The sequence below is a fragment of the Lentibacillus kapialis genome, from assembly GCF_014646635.1.
GTDB lineage: Bacteria > Bacillota > Bacilli > Bacillales > Amphibacillaceae > Lentibacillus > Lentibacillus kapialis.
Window position 1 is genome coordinate 1 of sequence record NZ_BMNQ01000062.1, and the last position, 19799, is coordinate 19799.

At 40.4% G+C, this 19799-nt stretch carries 17 protein-coding genes; 15 read left to right on the forward strand and 2 right to left on the reverse strand.

Going from position 1 to position 19799, the window contains the following annotated elements; translation table 11 throughout:
• Positions 1-84: 84 nt before the first annotated feature.
• On the reverse strand, positions 85-984 hold the full coding sequence (locus tag IEW67_RS15205; protein ID WP_188633939.1) for a helix-turn-helix domain-containing protein: 900 nt from the start codon (positions 982-984) through the stop codon (positions 85-87).
• 637 nt (positions 985-1621) lie between these two features.
• Here IEW67_RS15205 and IEW67_RS15210 point away from each other — a divergent pair.
• From IEW67_RS15210 to IEW67_RS15255, 10 genes are all read left to right on the forward strand, one after another.
• Entirely contained in the window at positions 1622-2293 is a 672-nt protein-coding gene (locus IEW67_RS15210) for a sugar transferase (protein ID WP_229671888.1), read from the forward strand.
• A 39-nt stretch (positions 2294-2332) separates the two neighbouring features.
• Positions 2333-3709 (forward strand): tyrosine-protein kinase domain-containing protein, encoded by a 1377-nt coding sequence (locus IEW67_RS15215; protein WP_188633940.1) that lies wholly within the window; start codon positions 2333-2335, stop codon positions 3707-3709.
• Between the two features lie 94 nt (positions 3710-3803).
• Positions 3804-4922 carry an O-antigen ligase family protein gene (locus tag IEW67_RS15220; RefSeq protein ID WP_188633941.1) on the forward strand — a complete coding sequence of 373 codons (1119 nt, stop codon included), beginning with the start codon at positions 3804-3806 and terminating at the stop codon, positions 4920-4922.
• Positions 4923-4961: 39 nt separating this feature from the next.
• Positions 4962-6077 carry a glycosyltransferase family 4 protein gene (locus tag IEW67_RS15225; protein WP_188633942.1) on the forward strand — a complete coding sequence of 372 codons (1116 nt, stop codon included), beginning with the start codon at positions 4962-4964 and terminating at the stop codon, positions 6075-6077.
• Positions 6074-7012 carry an NAD-dependent epimerase/dehydratase family protein gene (locus tag IEW67_RS15230; RefSeq protein ID WP_188633943.1) on the forward strand — a complete coding sequence of 313 codons (939 nt, stop codon included), beginning with the start codon at positions 6074-6076 and terminating at the stop codon, positions 7010-7012. The genes IEW67_RS15225 and IEW67_RS15230 overlap by 4 nt, the downstream gene beginning before the upstream one ends.
• Positions 7013-7173: 161 nt before the next feature.
• The gene (locus IEW67_RS15235; protein ID WP_188633944.1) at positions 7174-7617 is read left to right on the forward strand and encodes a GNAT family N-acetyltransferase; all 444 of its coding nucleotides are present in this window, start codon (positions 7174-7176) and stop codon (positions 7615-7617) included.
• A 62-nt stretch (positions 7618-7679) separates the two neighbouring features.
• Entirely contained in the window at positions 7680-8363 is a 684-nt protein-coding gene (locus IEW67_RS15240; RefSeq protein ID WP_188633945.1) for a LicD family protein, read from the forward strand.
• 11 nt (positions 8364-8374) lie between these two features.
• The gene (locus IEW67_RS15245; RefSeq protein WP_188633946.1) at positions 8375-9607 is read left to right on the forward strand and encodes a glycosyltransferase; all 1233 of its coding nucleotides are present in this window, start codon (positions 8375-8377) and stop codon (positions 9605-9607) included.
• A gap of 6 nt (positions 9608-9613) precedes the next feature.
• Positions 9614-10315 carry an AAA family ATPase gene (locus tag IEW67_RS15250; RefSeq protein ID WP_188633947.1) on the forward strand — a complete coding sequence of 234 codons (702 nt, stop codon included), beginning with the start codon at positions 9614-9616 and terminating at the stop codon, positions 10313-10315.
• Positions 10316-10464: 149 nt separating this feature from the next.
• Positions 10465-11955, forward strand: a complete 1491-nt coding sequence (locus IEW67_RS15255; protein WP_188633948.1) for a lipopolysaccharide biosynthesis protein — start codon at positions 10465-10467, stop codon at positions 11953-11955.
• Between the two features lie 78 nt (positions 11956-12033).
• Here IEW67_RS15255 and IEW67_RS15260 read toward each other — a convergent pair whose 3' ends face one another.
• A complete protein-coding gene (locus IEW67_RS15260; RefSeq protein ID WP_188633949.1) occupies positions 12034-12939 on the reverse strand; it encodes a LysR family transcriptional regulator in 906 nt (301 codons plus the stop codon).
• A gap of 102 nt (positions 12940-13041) precedes the next feature.
• On the opposite strand from IEW67_RS15260, the gene IEW67_RS15265 reads away from it, so the two are divergent.
• The 5 genes from IEW67_RS15265 (at position 13042) to IEW67_RS15285 (ending at position 19464) form a co-directional block, all read left to right on the forward strand.
• Entirely contained in the window at positions 13042-14292 is a 1251-nt protein-coding gene (locus tag IEW67_RS15265) for a sodium/glutamate symporter (RefSeq protein WP_268238684.1), read from the forward strand.
• A gap of 107 nt (positions 14293-14399) precedes the next feature.
• Entirely contained in the window at positions 14400-15335 is a 936-nt protein-coding gene (locus tag IEW67_RS15270) for an agmatinase (RefSeq protein ID WP_188633951.1), read from the forward strand.
• A gap of 140 nt (positions 15336-15475) precedes the next feature.
• Positions 15476-16906, forward strand: a complete 1431-nt coding sequence (gene aspA, locus IEW67_RS15275; protein ID WP_188633952.1) for an aspartate ammonia-lyase — start codon at positions 15476-15478, stop codon at positions 16904-16906.
• Positions 16907-17081: 175 nt separating this feature from the next.
• Entirely contained in the window at positions 17082-18425 is a 1344-nt protein-coding gene (locus IEW67_RS15280; RefSeq protein WP_188633953.1) for an MFS transporter, read from the forward strand.
• Between the two features lie 73 nt (positions 18426-18498).
• Positions 18499-19464, forward strand: coding sequence for an asparaginase (locus tag IEW67_RS15285; protein ID WP_188633954.1), 966 nt, complete (start codon positions 18499-18501; stop codon positions 19462-19464).
• Positions 19465-19799 lie beyond the last annotated feature (335 nt).

The following is a 19799-nucleotide window of genomic DNA, read 5'->3' on the forward strand; positions in this document are numbered from 1 at the left end:
TTTTTTCGAAACAATGTGATCAATTATTTATGAATCTGAGATAATGTGAATAGACTGGCATATTATTTCAGATTTTTGGCTGGATTAGTCAGAAAAATGGTGGCTGGAATAAAGTACTGATTTACAATAATCATCCTGTGCGAGAAAATGATGATGTTCATTCTCAGCAATCGTTAGTGTGGATTCATGATGAATAAGACATACGTAAAGATAAATTCTTTCCTGGAGAGGGAATTTAGAATCAGTCAAGGTTTCAAGATAGTCAAAAAAACTCTTAAATTCTATAAATAAAGGTTCCGCCTGTACTTTTTCCGTTGTATTAAAAGGAAGTTCATTTGCCGGATAGCCCTGTTCCATCCGGGTCTTGCAGATATAGAAACACCTGCAAAATGACTGGAAGCCATAATTCGTGAGACGGATATGATAATGCCTTCTCAACATAGCCTCGGCCGGCAGCAGCTGGTCACAAGGAGGTGAAAAAGCGTAACGATTGTAAATGCCATTTTTAGTATAATAGATCTCATACAGCAGTAATCGCTTGAATCCTTCATTGCCGGCAATTAGAAAAGGATTACGTTCCAGGGTCAGATTGAAAGACTTTATATAGTCCTCTACTTCATTTAAACTCTTCAATACAGCACTTTTGCTGAAAAATATCTTTTCACATAATGTATTTAATGAATACGACCGGTCTGTAAGAAGTATTTCTATCAAATTAAACAATGACTGATCCCCATTGTGATTGAATGCACTCGCCACGATTTGGTTAAGGGGTTTGTCCAGCGATATACCAACGCCTCTTTTAGACTCAATGAACCAACCGGGCGGAAGCCGTTCTTTCAGTAAAGTAATTTCCTGTTGTATGGTTCTATAGGAATAACAAAGGTGTTCTCCTATTTCATGCAATGATATGTCCCCAATGGTTACTTCAAGAATTTCCAGTATATTGTATTGTCTCTTTGTAATGACTGTTCTTTCCGACATAAAATCACCCATTTAATATAGAATACTTTCCGCATAAATAGTAGTTTGATTTTAAGTGCGTGTTCAAAAAGGAGGATAAAAAGGACCAAGAAGTTCGAGACGGCGCAGTTTCGAGCAGCGGAATGTATGCCTTTAGATACATGAGCACAAGTAATGCTACCCTGAATCCGCTTCGCACGCAGGAAAAGTGTTTTTCTTTTCCAAGGAGCGGAGAAACAAGCCAACGAAGAAATTCGAAGTGTCATTTTTACCGGACTTTTTGAACAACCTCTTTAAATGTTATTCATTTTTAATGATTTAGACACATACAATGATCCTATAGACCTATTTAGACGAAGCCTCAACGAAACTCCAACGCCTCCTTATCTAGTTATATAGTACTAAAAAATCAGATTTTTATAATATTATATCTTCCTAAAAATTGAAAAATCAAATAGTTAAAACAAGGGTTTTTCACTGTTATAACAGTTATTATGCGTATTTGCGCCAATGAATTTTTTCTTTTTCATTTGCAAAGGAAAAAGTAAGGATTGCCATATAAATAGGTCATAAGTATCATAAACTATAAGATTTTATATAATTCAAAAAACGACAAAATACGGGAAGTGACAGGCACCTCCCAAAGGAGTTCACCAAATTGAAATTAAAAAAGACGCTTGAAACACCCTCCAAGTCATTGCAAAACACTATTAGCTATGCAGCGGTCAAACAAGTTATTGATATGTTATGTGGCATCTTGCTTATCATTCTATTGTTCCCGTTATTTTTGGTGATCGGAATCAGTATTTTAATAGATGATGGAGGCCCCGTTATTTTTCGACAGACCCGAACAGGAAAGAATAAGCGGCCATTTACAATATGGAAATTCAGGACCATTCCTGTATCCGGAAAGAATAACTCAGACACCGGTGATCATGAATATCCGTCCTGGGACAGTGGGGTCCCGGACCAGTTCATATTTAAGTCAAAACTTCCGTCCGGTACAAGCCGGATTGGGAAACTTCTCCGTAAATACAGCCTTGATGAGCTGCCGCAGCTAGTCAATGTCATCAAAGGCGACATGAGTCTGATTGGTCCCCGTCCGGAAGTACCGGACATTACACGCTACTATAATCAACAACAACAGGAACGTCTGATGGTTAAGCCCGGAATAACAGGCTTTGCTCAGGTGAGCGGGAGATCAAACATTAATCATGGAAAAAAAATAAAGTATGACAGATATTATGTGCATAACTTATCATTCAGCCTAGACTGCAAAATTCTATTGTACACAGTCAGACAGGTCATCAAATCGGAAGGAAGCTATTGACATCCGAGCAAACAAGAACAATGAGGAAGGCTGATCTCTATGGAAAATACACTGCATACAAAAGAAATGATCTATATTCTATTAAAACACATCAAGCTGCTGATAGCCGTCCCGCTTCTGTTCGCGCTTGGTGGTTACCTTATCAGTGCCTATGCCATAGACCCTGAATATGAGGCGACATCCGAACTGCTCGTTAACCAAACAAACAATGCAAGCGGCGAAATGCCCGCGACAACGGATGTTCAGATGAACTTACGCCTTATCGAGACATACCAGCATATTATCGAAAGCGTTAGTACCAGAGAGCGTGTTTCTGACAAACTCGACGAGACATACAGCTTTGCAGACTTAAAAAAGGCGATAACCGTTGGAACGAATTCGGACAGTCAAATTATCACTATTTCCGCTCAAGCACACAGTCCTCAAACAGCCAGTGACATCGTCAACACATATGCCGACGTAGCAAAAAAGGAAATTTCGGGATTGATGGACATGAAGAATATTCGAATCATGACAAAAGCCAATCCCGCACGAATCAATGACCCGGTATCACCGAAAACAACTCTGAATACAGGTATTTCATTCATGGCCGGCTTTTTCCTTATGTTGATTTACATTGCCTTTTCCGCCTACTTCAATACAAAAATCTACACGGAATACGACGTGGAAAAATATTTGGAGATGCCGCTCATCGGTTCATTCGGAATAATCCATTCATCAAAAAATATACCGAAAAGCGACACACAGCCAACCGATTTTGAAAAACAATTAAGTGACTGCCATATGGATAAAGAGTTGCCGGAGTCTTTCCGCCATCTGCGGACCAATATTCAGTTTCAAAAGTCAATAAAAAAAATCACCTCTATTCTGGTGACAAGCACGAATGAAAATGAAGGTAAATCTGTCACAGCAACTAACCTAGCCATCGCAATGGCTATGGATCATAAAAAAACACTGTTGATTGATGCCGACCTGCGCAAATCGTCACGGAAAGAGCGGAAGCAAGAGGAGGCGACATGGGACCAAACGAAAGGATTGACAACGTATCTAAGCGGCAGCGGAACACTTGACGATATCATCCCGGATCCAGAGATGTCCCCATTAAACATAATGCCCAAAGGACCGCTTCCGCCAAACCCCACCGAAATTCTATCATCTCCCAGGATGGATAGAATGCTTGGGGAACTGGAGGATCTGTACGACATGATCATCATTGACAGTTCGCCGATGATTTTTCCCGATGCAGCCGTACTTGCTACTAAAACGGATGGCTGTGTGTTTGTCAATAATGCCGGCAAAACAAAAGCCGCCCATGCCAAAAAAGCCGTCAGTCAGCTAAAGATGGCGAATGCCACCATTCTTGGAGCGATATTAAATAACAAAAAAAAGAAACAAAAGAACATCATCTACTATTGAGAAAAGCACCTATCGCCCGGGGCGCAACGAGCGCGACAGGCGGCATATATCATACACCAAAAAACGACAAAATTCGGGAAGTGACAGGCACCCTATGAAACAACTTACCTGCACCATTGCATTTAGCTCAATCGTGTTTATTGAGCCTGCACCTTATGATGTGCTGCTTACGGGAAGCGTTGTCATAGCAATACTTGGTGGCTATACAGCCTATACAACTATTCATTTTTGGCCAGTCATGATGATGCTTTTATTCCTGGAAACGAATATTGTTTCCCTTTATTTCATAAAAGAAGTCTCTTCTGCAAGCTATTTTCTGATCATTACGGTCTACTGTATCGTTACCTGGTCGGGTCTGATCGGAGTGCTTGCTTATTTCGGAAGCCGCATACTTCCGCTTTTATTCCGATCGTATGTTGTTGCGGGTTTATTGGTCACTATTCCGGGTGTTGTGGCTTATTTTTCTCATTTACCTATGCTCGATATGCTTCTTTGGAACAATGAACGCGTGAAAGGACTTTTTATGGACCCGAATGTATTTGGCCCTTTCCTTATACCCGGCGCACTGTACGCGCTCCGGAATATAGGGAAAACCCGTCAGTCCAAAAAGCTTCTGTACAGCTGGCTTGGCATATTTTTGCTTTTTTCAATCGGTATTTTACTAAGCTTTTCCCGCGCGGCATGGGGACATTTTATATTGGCGCTTGGCATCTACTTTCTGCTTAACAATGAGCGCCCCATCAGGCGTTTTAAAACACTGTTTATATTGACGGTTGTGCTCATACCCGTGCTGATTTACATGGTGATGGCAACAGATGTCGGCGACCTGTTTTTCGCCCGCACCAGTCTGCAGGGCTATGACGAAACCCGTTTTGAACAGCAGGGTGAGTCACTCGATTATATGATGACCTACCCTCTTGGCTTTGGCCCGGGACAATCGGAACAGTTCCTGAGCCAGTCCACCCATAGCTTATTCGTTCGCATTCTTTCCGAAAACGGTCTGTTCGGGATAGTGTTGTTTGCCGGATTCTTTCTGATAACACTCAGCCGCAGTATCTACATGGGAAAAGTCAGCAGTTCGAATAAAGGGTATTTCGTCATCGTCACCTCCTGCCTGATCGGGATAGCCTTCAACAGTCTATTTATTGACACACTGCACTGGCGCCATTTCTGGTTGCTTTTAGCCCTCCCCTGGATGAAAGTGGAAAGATGATCCGATGATTCACATGAACTTTAAAAGGGGTGATTCGTTATGAAAATCATACAGTTCATTACACACATGCATGAGCTTGGCGGCGCTCAAATGCACGTATATGCGTTATCAAAAGCCTTAAAATCCAGTGGGCATGAAGTAACCGTTATCGGTTCCGGATCGTGTGAGCTGACCGAAGAACTGACGGCTGATGGCATTCCTTATATACCACTGAGATGGCTGACAGTCCCGATAAAACCTACGTGGGATTTGCGCGCGTTTTTCGAAGCACGCAGGATAATCAAAAAAATTCATCCCGCTATCGTTTGCATCCACTCATCCAAAGCGGGCATTATCGGGAGGTTGGCGGCGGGGAGCTTGTCGATACCCGTTATTTTCACAGCGCACAGCTGGTCTTTTTCCGGAGAACTTTCCCCGCGAAAAAAAGCATTCTTCACGTACCTGGAGCGGCAAATGGGTAAAACGACAGATGGGATCATAACCGTATCACATCACGATTTTATGCAGGCAATCGAGAAAAAAATCGCGCCCCGTCGGCAAATGCAGTTGATTCATAATGGCATTCCCGATAATGAGCGGCGTATCATACGGGCTAAAAATAGCTATGACCCTGTTAAACTGCTGATGGTAGCACGTTTTGCCGAACCCAAAAACCACCGTCTCCTCCTAATATCGTTAAGCCGGATTAAACAGCATCCCTGGCATCTGACTCTGGTAGGAGATGGTCCGCTGTTAGAAGCAAGTAAAAAGCTGGCAGAAGATCTCGATATCCGGGATCAGGTAACATTCACAGGTGAAGACAGAAACATCGTCAAGCACATGAATGAAGCGGATATTTTCCTTTTGATCAGTCAATCCGAAGGGCTTCCACTGAGTATTATCGAAGCTATGCGGGAGGGGCTTCCTGTCATCGCATCAGACGTAGGCGGCGTTGATGAATTGATTACACACAGACGCCACGGGCTTCTTGTCGCAAAAGGAAGCGAAGGCGACCTCACTGCGGCATTACATCAGCTTATAACGAACAACTATTTGCGGGATAGCTTTGGCAACATGGCACGCCAAACATATGAGAAGTCGTTTACATTTTCACGCACATTTGAGCAGACCGAAAACTATTACAAGGAAATTGTTAACAGGAGGTTATTAACATGAAGGCATGTGTGATAGGCGGCGCAGGGTTCATCGGATCGCACATCACGGATGAACTCATCCGACAAGGCATTGACACCATTGTAGTCGACAACTTGTCAACAGGAAACCGGAAGTGGATTCCCGAAGCGGCAACATTTTATGAAGCCGATATGCTAAGTAGTGATCTGGATAAAATTTTTACGATTGAAAAACCGGATTATGTCTTTCATCAGGCTGCACAAATTTCGGTAGCCAGATCAATGGCATCGCCCAAAGAGGATGCACACATGAATATCGTGGGGACAATCGAAGCACTGCAGTGTGCCGCCGCCCACCATGTCAAACGGTTCATTTTCGCTTCGAGTGCAGCTGTTTACGGTGAAACAGAAACATTGCCGCTGACGGAATCCTCAGCCTTGAGTCCCACATCCTTTTATGGCTTATCAAAAGCCTCATCAGAACGCTATGTCAGACTGTTCTGTTCGTTGAATCAGCTGGATTACACTATATTCCGCTACGCCAATGTATACGGCCCGCGTCAGAACACCTTGGGAGAGGCCGGCGTTGTTTCGATTTTTCTGGATCAGGCATTGGCCAAATCACCGCTTACAATTAATGGGGACGGTACGCAAACCAGGGATTTCATCTATGTAAAGGATATCGCCCGCGCGTGCACCATGTCACTGATGTCCAAGGATTCAGCCGTTATAAACCTTGGCACAAATGAGGAAACATCCGTCAATGAACTAGCAGATATCGTCCTGAATGCGGCGAACATCCCGCACATGATAGATTATAAACCCAAAAAAGCAGGTGACATCCCCCGCAGCTATATCGACAATAACCTGGCACGGCATCAACTGGGTTGGCATCCAAACTCATCCCTTGTCAAAGGGGTTTATGAAACTTATGAATACAAACGTATGAGCTTACAGACAGACCGAACCAGCGTGTAAAGGTGTGAATGTGTATTGAGTCCAACCCGGCCGGATACGGTTTGTTGTGAACAAAAGGGCCGCTTTGTAATTTCACTTGATTTTGAGCTCTTCTGGGGTGTTCACGATGAACTAAAAAAAGAAACCTATGCTACAAATATTATCGGCGGACGACAAGTCGTGTGAATAAAGTGGAGTCTCTGCGCAAAAACAGACAACTTGTAATCAGTTATGCCTTCCACCAAAGTGGACACAAACTGGTAAGCCATCTCTATATCGCAGACGGTAAAAGAGCTATTATGCTCTACTCTTGTTCAGTCCACTACGATGACATCAAACCAATTGAAATCAGTCGTGCAAATCGATATTTGCATTGGCAGGATATACTTTATTTCAAAGAAACAGGTTACCGTGTCTATGATTTCCTTGGATTGTCAATCGACGAAGAGGACAGAGAACAGCAGAATATTAACAAATTCAAGAGGGGATTTGGCGGACGGGAAGAACTGAACTACAACAGCTATACGGCCCAAACAATGAAAGGAAAAGTAATGTTGCTCCTTTTGCGTTGGAAGTGGCGCAATCAACCGGAAATCATCAATCGTAAGGCTATTATAGACTTATAAAATGGGGCACGCGCAACACTGGCATATACATGCCATCCTATCACTGATGATGTGAGGTACAAATGATGGAATATTTTTTAAAAGATCTCTTTTATAAACTGGGTGTCTATCGAATCGCGAAACATTATTTGCAAAAACCATACTTAAATCTGGTGGGGTTCTTTTTTCAATTCAGTGCCAACGTAGCCATCCGCAAGTTTATACAAGCAATGCAGGATAACAACTACACATACTGGCTGGAATTCGGAACATTGCTCGGGGCAATCCGGGAACAAGGCATGCTCTCCCATGACACAGATATTGATGTTGCGATGCATGCTGAAGACTGGCATCCCGGACTTGAACATATTCTGCGCCATGACGGTTTTAAATTAAAAAAGAGGGCGCGTTTGCTCACAGGAGAAGTGATTGAGGAAACTTATACGTACAAAACGGCCCGGGTGGACATCTTCTACGCCTACCGGAAAGGCGAACATCTTATCCTATATGACCATGAGACAACAGGAAACATGAGCCCAAATGAATGCATCAGACGGTTCGGGGGTTTGAAAGTCTATGAAAATAAGGTGCAACATTTCGATATCGCACCATATCCGTTTTGTGACTACCAAGCATGCGTTCCCGGCAACTATTACCAACACTTGGAATTACTGTACGGCCCCCATTTTATGATACCCGACAAGAACTGGTCACTCACATCACGAACTGTGCGAAAAGAGACAGAATATCTTGCACGCATTGAATGAGGAGGAAGCACATGGGGAAAAACATACTCTTTTTGGTACAGGAAACGTTTGAAACAGGCGTGGCCCGTGCTGCTGCTAATCTATCCACCCACTTGCCGGATGAAGACAACCATCACTATATAGTCGCCTATCATGCCAAACGTATCGACTTTGACTTCCGCGGCCACATCATCGATCTGCAAACGATCGAAAGCAAGCACCCTGCCGGTAAATTGCTGACCCTGTGGCGACGCATACGTATTATTCGAAAAATAAAAAAAGACAAGCAAATTGATGTCGCCATCAGCTTCCAGTTGAGCGCCAACCTAATTAACATTCTGACCAGACGAAAAGAGAGAATTATCATTTCAATCCGGAATGCCCTCACCGAACGTTTGGAGGGATTTTATGGCAAACTGTATCGGACGATCATCAAGCATCTGTTTCAACGGGCTGATCTGATTGTTCCGGTATCCCGGCATATCAGTAACGATTTGCAAGAACACTTTAACATCGACCCGACAAACATAAACGTCATTACCAATCATTATGAGATTAAAACGATTCGGAAGCAAGCAGCAGCCCCAATAGCTAAGACGCATCACCATTTATTCGACGGCCCTGTAGTCGTAACGTCCGGTCGTTTAAGCGAACAAAAAGGTCAGTGGCATCTGCTGCGGGCGTTCAAGAACGTGAAGATGATGATACCGGATGTGACATTAGTGATACTCGGTGCGGGGAAGCTGGAACCATATCTCACTCAGCTCGCCCGGGATTTGGCTATCCAGGACGATGTTCATCTGCTCGGCTTCCGGGACAACCCATTCAGGTACGTTCAGCGAGCCAATGTTTTTGTTCTGCCATCCCTTTACGAAGGTTTCCCCAACGTCCTTTGCGAAGCCATGGCTTGCCGGACCCCTGTCATCGCAGCCGACTGCCCCTCGGGGCCAAGGGAAATATTAACCACTTCGATCCCATTGGAACAGAAGCCGGTTGAGCATCTCACGTATGCTGAGTATGGGATTCTATTACCTGTTTGTGACGGCATCATGCACGAAGCAGATGTGCCCTTACAACCGGAGGAAAAACATCTGTCAGACGCCATCATAACCATGCTGGACAATCATGCTCTAGCAGATGCATACAGTCATCTTGCTTTGAAACGAATTCAGGACTTCAGTAAAGAGACCGTCATCGGAAAATGGACAGATGCTGTGTCACCGGAAAATCAGGAACGCCCGGCAAAACAAAGTAGAAAGGTGTGATTGAAAATGGGTCCGCTGATTGTTGAATTTAATGGTTTGTCAGGATGCGGTAAAACAACAAACGCCAAAGCGCTCACCAGCAAATTGCAGGAAGCCGGCTTCTCAGTTGCAACCGCCTCTTCCCTGATTGATTTTTATCACGGAAAACGGCTTCCCAAGCTCCGTTTACTACTGCCGAACATGCAACTTAATCTGTCGCTTTTTCAATATATGATGTCGCTTAAACCGTTCAGTTTTTACCGTCTCCGCTGCCTTAGCGCTGTCTGGACATTCACATATATTTATAAGAAAAGCGCCCAACACCAAAACCAAATTCTGATCATTGACCAGGGAATCATACAAGCACTTTCTGCGGCGGTCTATCTGAATACGTTTCAGGAAGATCGCCAAATCCGGCGGGTCTTGACCCAATTAAATCGGCAGAACTTTAACCTATTGGTCGTTAATTGTCTATCAAATGGCAGTCAGGCCGCGGACAGAATCCAGATCCGAAACGAACAAAAAAATCGCTTCGACCGCATGGCACGCCCTGTATTGGATAACAACCTGAATACTCACGGTGAAACGTTTGAGTCCGTTCGCCGTCATGTGACCGACATCATGAATGGACACGAATGCAACCTGGATATGTCGCTCCCTGTTGAACAGAACACGATGGATCTGTTTAATGTAATTTATCACTACCAACCGACCACAGCGATTTGTTAAAACAACCGCTTTATGACAATTCATCATTCTAACATAACAGAGACACCGTAAGCACAGGATACCCTGACATCACGACGAAAATCAACGCAATTACGACTTGCGCATTCATGCATGGACCCCCCGTGCCATAAAAAGGAGCGAAAACGGCCATGAGAAAGGCAGACAATGAAGGCTTGAAAACAAAAACGATGCATGGCTTCTTATGGATGCTTTCGGGTTCCGGAATACAGTCCGTCATGCAGTTTTTTGTATTAATCAGCCTCGCACGCCTGCTGGACGCCGAAACATTCGGTATCATCGGTGCCGCATTTGTGGTCATCTCTTTTTCGAAAATATTGGCAACCATCGGACTGGGACCTGCACTCGTACAAAAAAAGACGATCAGTAAAGAACACGTAGACACCAGTTTCACGTTTTCTATTGTACTATCCGTCTGTCTGAGCATCATGTTGTTTGTTTTTTCTTCCACTATAGCCGATAGCTTCCAAATCGACCGCCTGCAACCTGTGCTGCAGGTCATGTCGGCTATGTTGATCTTTGAAGGTGTCGCAAAGGTATCAGAGTCGCTCATTCAACGGGAGCTTAAGTTTCATTTGCTCGTCAGAATCCAGGTCATTTCATATGTATTTTATGGGATGACCGGCACCATCCTCGCTTTATCAGGATTCAACGTCTGGGCTCTCGTATTTGCCCATTTAATACAAACACTCATACGAACACTATTGGCATTACACCTGCAACCGTATAAATATCGGTTTGAGTTCCATTTCCAGGCCTTAAACGAACTATTTTACTTCAGCGGCGGATACTCCCTGACTAAAATCAGCACCGAATTGAGTGATGAAGGCGACAACCTGATGATCGGCAGGTTTTTGGGAGCGGACAGCCTGGGACTCTATAGCCGGGCATACCAACTGATGATTACACCGGCCAATTTGCTGGGGAATGTGCTATCCCAGGTATTGTTTCCGGTTGCCTCCCAACTGCAGGACAACCGGGACAAAATGGCCTACCTGTATACAGAAGGAACACGGCTCGCGCTGACACTCATGTTCCCATTCAGCCTGTTTATTGCGATTCATGCAGACAAGATCGTTCTCTTGCTATTTGGAGAGCAATGGCTGGGACTCGTGGGGCCTTTTCAAGTATTAGCTTTAAGTTTATTTTTCCGAAGCAGTGATAATATAAGCCATACCATCGCCAAAGCAAAAGGAGCGGTCTATTACAGAGCGATGATCAGCTGGATTTATGCTTTTATGGTCCTGTCCTTTACGTTTATCGGACAATTTCTCGGACTGACAGGAGCTGCAACCGGCGTATCCCTTGCCGTCTTCCTGAATTATATCTTTTCACTTATCCTGGCCGTCAGGTTAACACATACAAAAACATGGCAATTGCTCCGGGTACACGCAGGCGGCATTACCATGGCAGCACTCGTGTGGATAGGATCCATTTCCACAAATTATCTTCTGCTTCCATGGGTCGATCATTTTATTGCACAATTATTGATAGATATTATGGTATTTGTTCTTATTTACCTCGTGTGCCTGCTATCTTCCCCCCAATTTTTTATCGGAATGGAAGGTAAACGCCTGGTTCACAGACTGCAACAAAAAATGAGCCGGCGGAAAAGACCGTAAACCAACAGCAACTTTTCGATATAATATGACAAATTCCGGGGAGTGACAGGCACCAACTACCCAGGCACCAACTACCAATCACTCAATATTGCATGTATCAGCATTTTTAATTAATAACTCCTCTATTATTAGCAAAAAGTCATGAAAAGAAGATGGCAAATAGCGTTGAGAATGATATGCAATGTAAACAGCTCTTGTATAGATATTATCTTCAAAATTAATTATATTAATTTTTTTATTTGGACTAGATTTTAAATAACTATCAGGCATCACCGACACGCCTATTCCATTTTCAACTAAATCACTCGCCATTTCTAAGCTTTCAGTTTCATATAGAATATGTGGCTTAAATCCTGCAGCATTGCAAGCATCTACTATTGTTTTTCTTATTCCGAATCCTGAAAGACTATGAATAAGGGTTTCCTCTTTAAGATCAATAATATTGATGTTATTTAAATTTGATAATTTATGATCCATTGGAATGGCCAATGAAAGCTGTTCTTGTAAAATAGAAGAATATTTAAGATTTTCATTGGATTTTATGCTAGATGTAATTCCCAAGTGAATATCATAATTTTCAAGGGATTCATCTATTGCTACAGGACTCATCTCCATAATTTGAATTCCCATTTCTGGATGAATTTGCTTGAAACGTTTAATAATTTGAGGCATGAAATACCTAAAGGATTCAATCATACCTATCTTCAATTTGCCTCCACCTGAAGTTTTTATTTCTTCTAATTCCTCTATGGTGTTATCAAATTGGCTTAACAAATGCTGTACGTAATTATTAAAGATTTGTCCAAACTCAGTAAGAGACAATTCTTTTGTGCTTCTTTCAAATAATTTATACCCCATTTCCTTTTCTAAACGTTTAATGGTATTACTTAATGATGGTTGGGAAATATGCAATTCTTCTGCAGCTACAATAAACTTTTTATTTCTTGCAACGGATTCAAAATGTCTTAAATCGCGAATGTTCATTTTTTAATACACCCCTACTTTTATAGCCTAAAGTTATAAATATATAATAAATATATATTTGAAATAATAAAACAGGTGGTTTAATATTACAAATATATTGAATTGTATCCGTTTTCCAAGGAGGGAGGTATAAACATTATTACATTAAATTTAGACATTATTACCTTTGCAGGTTTAGGTGCTTTATTGCTTATGCTAGGGAATTGGGCCAGGGATAAATATCAATTCTTTTGGAAGTTTTCAATTCCAGCTCCAGTTATCGGTGGCTTCGGCTTTGCAATAATTATGTTAATTCTACGAGAAACTAACTTAATGGTTTTCGAATTCGATGACACTTTATATGATTTATTTATGTACATCTTTTTTGTAACTATAGGATTGACTACAGGATTAAACCTTCTGAAAAAGGGAGGAAAGTTGCTTCTGCTGTATGTTCTTGTTTGCTGGTTACTAGTAATTGTTCAAAATAGTGTCGGAGTAGGAGTGGCTTTATTAACAGAAACTTCTCCGCTTACTGGAATTATGGCTGGTTACGCATCTTTGCAAGGTGGTCACGGTATGGCAGGCTCATTGTCTCCAGTTGTAGAATCATTAGGAGAAAACAATGCTTTGACTGTAGGGATGGCTGCTGCGACATACGGTTTGATAGCAGGAGCGTTGATTGGTGGTCCTGTGGGAAACTGGTTGATAAAGAAAAATAATCTTAAAATAGAAACAGATACTATGGAATCAAATTACATGGAAGAATTATCACAAGAAATAAAGGATGATAAAAAAGATAAACTAACCAGTCAACATTTATTTGTTTCAGGAGCGATTATTTTTATCATTCTTGCTATAGGAATGCCAACAGCTGAGTGGATTACGAATATAACGGGTTTCTCAGTACCGGGGCATATTTTCAGCTTATTTTTAGGAATATTCTTTCGCTCTGTTAATGATAAAAAACAAATTGTAAAGATGTCCGATAAATCCATGGACATGATTTCCACAATTTCGCTGAATATGTTTCTGGTTATGGCAATGATGAAATTAAAAATTTGGGAGCTTTATGATTTAGCTATCCCGTTAACTATCATACTCATAATTCAAACAATAGTAACTGTTCTCATAGCTATGTTTATTATGTTTAAGTTAATGGGGAGAAATTATGATGCTGCAATACTTGCATCAGGATTTATCGGCCATGGACTAGGAGCTACTCCGAATGGTCTTGTTGTAATGGACGCTGTATGTAAAAAATATGGTGTTTTCTCAAAAAAGGCTTTTCTAATTATTCCTGTTGCCGGTACAGTATTAACTGATGTAGTAGGAGTACCAGTATTTCTTTTCGTGGCTAACTTATTTGCCTGAAATTTTGTTAGATTAGATTATTAGATTTATGTAATTTAGCGGTTTCGATATTATCGCTAATAATAGCGACAATATATAATAATAAAACTTAAAGGAGAATGATTTACATGGATAACAAAGTTGATCTTCCAATAACAGGGATTTGTTCATTTGCTAAATATCCTATTTGTACCAATGTGGATAAATTAGATGCGGATATAGCGGTACTAGGTATTCCTTACGATACAGGTGTAGGTTATTTAAGCGGAACACGATTAGGGCCCCGTCGTATAAGAGAAGTTTCAACACACTATAGTCGTGGAGATGCTGGTTTTTATGATCCTGAATATAAAGAAACTTTATTAGGAGCACCATGGAAAATAGCAGATTATGGTGATGCTGATATAGTAACTGGCGATATTGCAACATCTTTTAATAATATTGAGTGGGCAGTTAAGGAAATTCGAAAAAAGGGGATCATTCCTGCAATCATGGGGGGCGATCATTCTATTTCTATTCCAGTGGCCCGAGCATTAGCTTCTGAAGAATCAGTTTCAGTTATACAATTAGATGCCCATTTAGATTGGTCTGACGCTCCAGGCGGACAAACTTTCGGTAATGGAAGCCCTATGCGAAGAATGTCGGAAATGGATCATATTAAAGATATAACACAAATCGGTCTGCGCGGTTTAGGAAGTAGTAGAAAAGAAGATTTTGATGCTGCATATGATTATGGAAGTCAATTAATTTCTGCAAAAGAAGCATATGATCTTGGAGTAAAAAAGGTTGTAGACAAAATCCCTAACGCTGATAAGTATTATGTCACCATTGATATAGACTGTTTTGATATTTCATTAGCAACTGGAACCGGTTCCCCCTCCCCAGGAGGATTTTCGTTTGATTTTCTTAATGATATTTTGGTAGGAATTGCTGAAAAAGGCAATGTTGTTTGCTTTGATCTGGTCGAGGTAGCTCCACAATACGATCCTACTAATGCTACGCCACGAGTAGCGGCAATGACAATGCTGAATTTTATGAGCCATATTTTAAGAAATAAAAAGTAAATGCAAAATTTAACTAGGAATTTGTACATTTACTGAATTAAATTCAGGGGCGCACCATCATTAGGTGCGCCCAGGGTTTATTTTAAGATTTGAGACATATGCAGCGTTCATAAACATCCTTAGAGGAGGAAAATATATTAATGATGAACCAGTTTCGTATAGAAAAGGATTTGATCGGAAAAATGGAGGTACCTATATCAGCGTATTACGGTATACAGGCTGTTAGAGCAAAAGAGAATTTCAATATAACAGAAAACACGGTACATCCTGAATTGATTGTAGCGATTGCTATTGTTAAAAAAGTAGCAGCAATATCAAATATGGAATCAAGCCATTTAGAGGATAAGATAGGAAAAGCTATCTGTGGAGCCGCAGACGAAATTATTCAAGGAAAGTTCCACGATCAATTTATCGTCGATCCTATTCAAGGTGGCGCGGGAACATCATTTAACATGAATGCGAATGAGGTTATTGCTAATCGTGCGTTAGAAGTTATAGGGAAGGAAAAAGGGGACTATGACGTTATCCATCCAAACACTCATGTTAATATGTCTCAATCTACTAATGACACATTTCCAACTTCAATACATATTTCTACTATTCGACTTATTTCTCAATTAGAAAAAACAATGGTCTCGTTACAGTCTGCATTGAGTGAAAAAGGAAAGGTATTTAATCATGTAATTAAAATGGGGAGAACACATTTACAGGATGCTGTACCAATTCGTCTCGGCCAAGAATTCACTGCATATTCTCGAGTATTGTTACGAGATATTAAACGTGTTCGTTGTTTGTATAATGGTTTATTGGAAGTGAATTTAGGCGCAACAGCTGTTGGAACAGGTTTAAATGCCGATCCAAATTATACAGAAAGAGCAATCAATATTCTCCGTGATGAAACGGGACTAGAGTTTGTAAAATCAGAAGATCTTGTTGATGCAACACAAAATACAGATGTATATACAGAGATATCTGCTGTTCTAAAAATATGTATGATGAATATGTCCAAAATAGCAAATGATTTACGTCTAATGGCATCAGGTCCAAGGGCTGGATTTTCTGAAATTAATTTACCGGCACGTCAACCAGGCTCATCGATTATGCCAGGTAAAATCAATCCAGTTATTTGTGAAGCTGTTAATCAAGTGGCATTTCAGGTATCTGGTAATGATCAAACAATCGGTATGGCTTCTGAGGCAGGACAATTTGAACTGAATGTGATGGAACCTGTACTCATCTTTAGTTTACATCAATCATTACAAATTACGAATAATGTCTTAAAAAAGTTTGAGGAGTATTGTATTCAAGGAATTGAACCAAATATCGAAGTATGTAATTCCTACGTGGAAAGAAGCATTGGTATAATCACAGCCTTAAATCCCCATGTTGGTTATGAAATAGCAACAAAAGTAGCTAAAGAAGCGCTTGAGACTGGAAAATCAATCCGAGAAATAATTCTTCGAGATCATATTTTATCGGATTTTGCAGTGGACCAAGTTTTGAATTCATTCGAAATGACTAATCCAGGAATTGCGGGAAATTATTTAAGAGTTATGCAAGAAAATTACTAAAATGCAAACTCTTTTAGACATGAACAATCTTATAGCCAAGTATACTACGATGTTGTTGAAAGAGAAGTAGCAGCGATTGTTAACCAAAAGCATGGAGAAATATATAAGTAGTAAGAATAAAAGGTTGTACAGGAGAGAGTCGATAACAAATAAAACCTGACAGGAGGAATTTATTATGCAACCATCGCAGGATAATTTTAAGAAATATAAAGCTAAGGGAAAAAGAAAAATTAAAAATATTCGATGGCTAATTGTTTCCTTAGCTTTTCTAGGCATTTTCATTAATTATGTTGACCGAGCAAATTTATCAGTTGCACTTCCCTATATGCAAGAAGAATTAAATATAAGCCCTGGAGCTGCTGGATTAATATTGGGGGCTTTTTTTTGGACCTATGCTCCGTCTCAATTACCATTCGGTTGGTTGGTTGATAAATTGGGGGCACGTTTAATGTTTGCAGCATCAGCAGCTTGGTGGTCCATTTTCACCGCATTTACAGCTTTATCAAGAGGTTTTCTTTCATTAATGAGCTTACGTCTATTATTAGGCGTAGGAGAAGCAGGAGCATTTCCAAGTGCCACCAAAACAGTGTCAAGATGGTTTCCAAAGCAAGAGCGTGCCTTTGCATCGGGGATTTATAATAGTGGTGCGCGTGTTGGTACCGCTCTAGCATTACCAATCGTAACAGCAATAATTGGATATTTAGGATGGAAGGCTTCTTTTATTATCACTGGTGTTTTGGGACTTATATGGGCAATTGTATGGTTTTGGTTTTATAGAAATCCACGTGAACATCCTAATATCTCACAAGAAGAATTAGATTATATCGAGAAAGGAGGGGCAGATACATTTGATGAAGTAACAAATGTATTAGATACAAAGAAAGGGTCCATTCGATGGCGTGACTTATTTAGATATAAAAACATTTGGGGCATAACTATTGGTTATTCCTGTATTAGTTTTATAATGTATTTTTTTATTACTTGGTTTCCAACCTATCTTGTAGATTCTCTTGGCTTTAGTTTACTTGAAGTTGGTATTTATGGTGTTATACCTGGACTTGCTGCACTAATTGGCCAATTAGCTGGAGGATATATTTCAGATTTATTAGTGCGTCGTGGTGTAAGTATTACTAAAGCAAGAAAAGGATGTATTATAGGAGGAACTCTTTTTTCAACAGTTATTGGATTAGCAGCTTTTATAGATAGCCCTATCTTTGCATTGATATTATTATCTATATCTTTTGCAAGCGTTACATTTGCTGATGGTAGCATCTGGGCGTTACCAGCTGATATCTCTCCAAAAGACAAAAACTGGTCAGCATCTATTGCTGGAATTCAAAATTCTTTTTCTAATATCGCAGGCATTGCAAGTCCAGCAATTATAGGAATGTTAGTTGGAGGAACAGGAAGTTTTGCCGCAGGTCTTATTGTATCTGGAATTGTTGCTATCGTTGGTTCCTTAATTTTTATATTTATAGTCGGAGAAATCAAGCCACTTGATCCATTGAAGTTGAGATAAGATACTGCTGGAACTATTATGAGTGAATAATTACTTATGTTTATATGTGAAAATAAATTGGAGTGTCATAAAAATGAAAAAGATAGCTTTAATTACAACTGGAGGGACAATAGCAAGTAAGAAGGATAGAGATGGATTGCTTACATGTACCGAAATGAAAGGAGATGAACTTGCTAAATTATGTGAACTTCCTTCTGATATCACGTTAGAGGTGCATAACCTTTTTCAACTACCAAGTATGCATTTGTCTTTTAATATGCTTATAATATTGAAAAATAAAGTCGGAAAGCTATTCCAGGATAAGTCTGTTGATGGCATTGTTATAACTCATGGAACAGATTCCTTGGAAGAAACTTCTTATTTCTTAGACTTAACAGTTGGTGATAGAAGACCAGTCGTCGTAACAGGTTCGCAAAGGTCTACAGAGAGTATTGGATCAGACGCCCTTATAAATTTACGCCACTCAATCAGTGTGGCTAGCGAAAATAAACTTGACAATATTGGAACCATAGTCGTCTTTAATGAAAGAATTTGGAGTTCACGATATGTGAAGAAAGTTGATGCATCTAACTTGCAGGGATTTAATGCATTTGGGTTTGGCTATTTAGGTGTTATAGATAATGGTGTTGTGAATCTGTTTCAACGACCACTAATAAGGGAATTTTATGATATTAATGATGAATTACCACCTGTAGATATAATTAAGAGCTACATTGATGCAGATGGGAAATTTATAAACGCAGCTATTCAAAATAATATTAAGGGAATTATTTTGGAAGGGTCTGGGGGAGGTCAGGTATCTCCCCTGATGATGGATGAAGTTTCCAGAGCGGTAAAAAAAGGGATTAAAATAGTAATTACAACTAGTTCAGAGGAAGGGAAAGTAGGTTTTTCTTATAATGATAAAGGAAGTGCAATTGATTTGTATAACCAAGGGGTTATATCAGGATTTGATTATGATAGTAAAAAAGCACGTATTAAACTTGCAGTATTACTGTCTGCTAATGAAGAAAATATTGAAAGTGAATTTTTGAAATAGTGAATATTATTCTGAGCTTATCAAATATAGTGTGTAAGTTAAATGTTATTCAAGGTACTTCAAAACCATTTGTCTTCCGGTTCCTGGATTCCTATAATCAACTTGACTCTTGCAATTTTTATATGAAGCCCTAAAAAAGGCCAAACTTATCCCTTGTTACAGGTCCCGATTTTAAAAAATAAGGCTATAGGTTTTGATCGCTTTAAAAATCAGGCTGTGAGCTTTAATTGCTTCAGCACTTCGGCAATTGGTTTTTCGGCTAATGCCTGCTCGTACGCATAAACGACAATTTGACCGAGATATTCCTTGCGCATACGGCGGACCACATCTCCAAT

Bases quoted from the DNA above. Each gene is read 5' to 3' on its own strand.
- aspA (WP_188633952.1), top strand. From the start codon at position 15,476: ATGATGAACCAGTTTCGTATAGAAAAGGATTTGATCGGAAAAATGGAG.
- IEW67_RS15250 (WP_188633947.1), top strand. From the start codon at position 9,614: ATGGGTCCGCTGATTGTTGAATTTAATGGTTTGTCAGGATGCGGTAAA.
- IEW67_RS15225 (WP_188633942.1), top strand. From the start codon at position 4,962: ATGAAAATCATACAGTTCATTACACACATGCATGAGCTTGGCGGCGCT.
- IEW67_RS15285 (WP_188633954.1), top strand. From the start codon at position 18,499: ATGAAAAAGATAGCTTTAATTACAACTGGAGGGACAATAGCAAGTAAG.
- IEW67_RS15205 (WP_188633939.1), bottom strand. From the start codon at position 984: ATGTCGGAAAGAACAGTCATTACAAAGAGACAATACAATATACTGGAA.
- IEW67_RS15255 (WP_188633948.1), top strand. From the start codon at position 10,465: ATGAGAAAGGCAGACAATGAAGGCTTGAAAACAAAAACGATGCATGGC.
- IEW67_RS15220 (WP_188633941.1), top strand. From the start codon at position 3,804: ATGAAACAACTTACCTGCACCATTGCATTTAGCTCAATCGTGTTTATT.
- IEW67_RS15280 (WP_188633953.1), top strand. From the start codon at position 17,082: ATGCAACCATCGCAGGATAATTTTAAGAAATATAAAGCTAAGGGAAAA.
- IEW67_RS15260 (WP_188633949.1), bottom strand. From the start codon at position 12,939: ATGAACATTCGCGATTTAAGACATTTTGAATCCGTTGCAAGAAATAAA.
- IEW67_RS15215 (WP_188633940.1), top strand. From the start codon at position 2,333: ATGGAAAATACACTGCATACAAAAGAAATGATCTATATTCTATTAAAA.
- IEW67_RS15230 (WP_188633943.1), top strand. From the start codon at position 6,074: ATGAAGGCATGTGTGATAGGCGGCGCAGGGTTCATCGGATCGCACATC.
- IEW67_RS15240 (WP_188633945.1), top strand. From the start codon at position 7,680: ATGATGGAATATTTTTTAAAAGATCTCTTTTATAAACTGGGTGTCTAT.
- IEW67_RS15270 (WP_188633951.1), top strand. From the start codon at position 14,400: ATGGATAACAAAGTTGATCTTCCAATAACAGGGATTTGTTCATTTGCT.
- IEW67_RS15245 (WP_188633946.1), top strand. From the start codon at position 8,375: ATGGGGAAAAACATACTCTTTTTGGTACAGGAAACGTTTGAAACAGGC.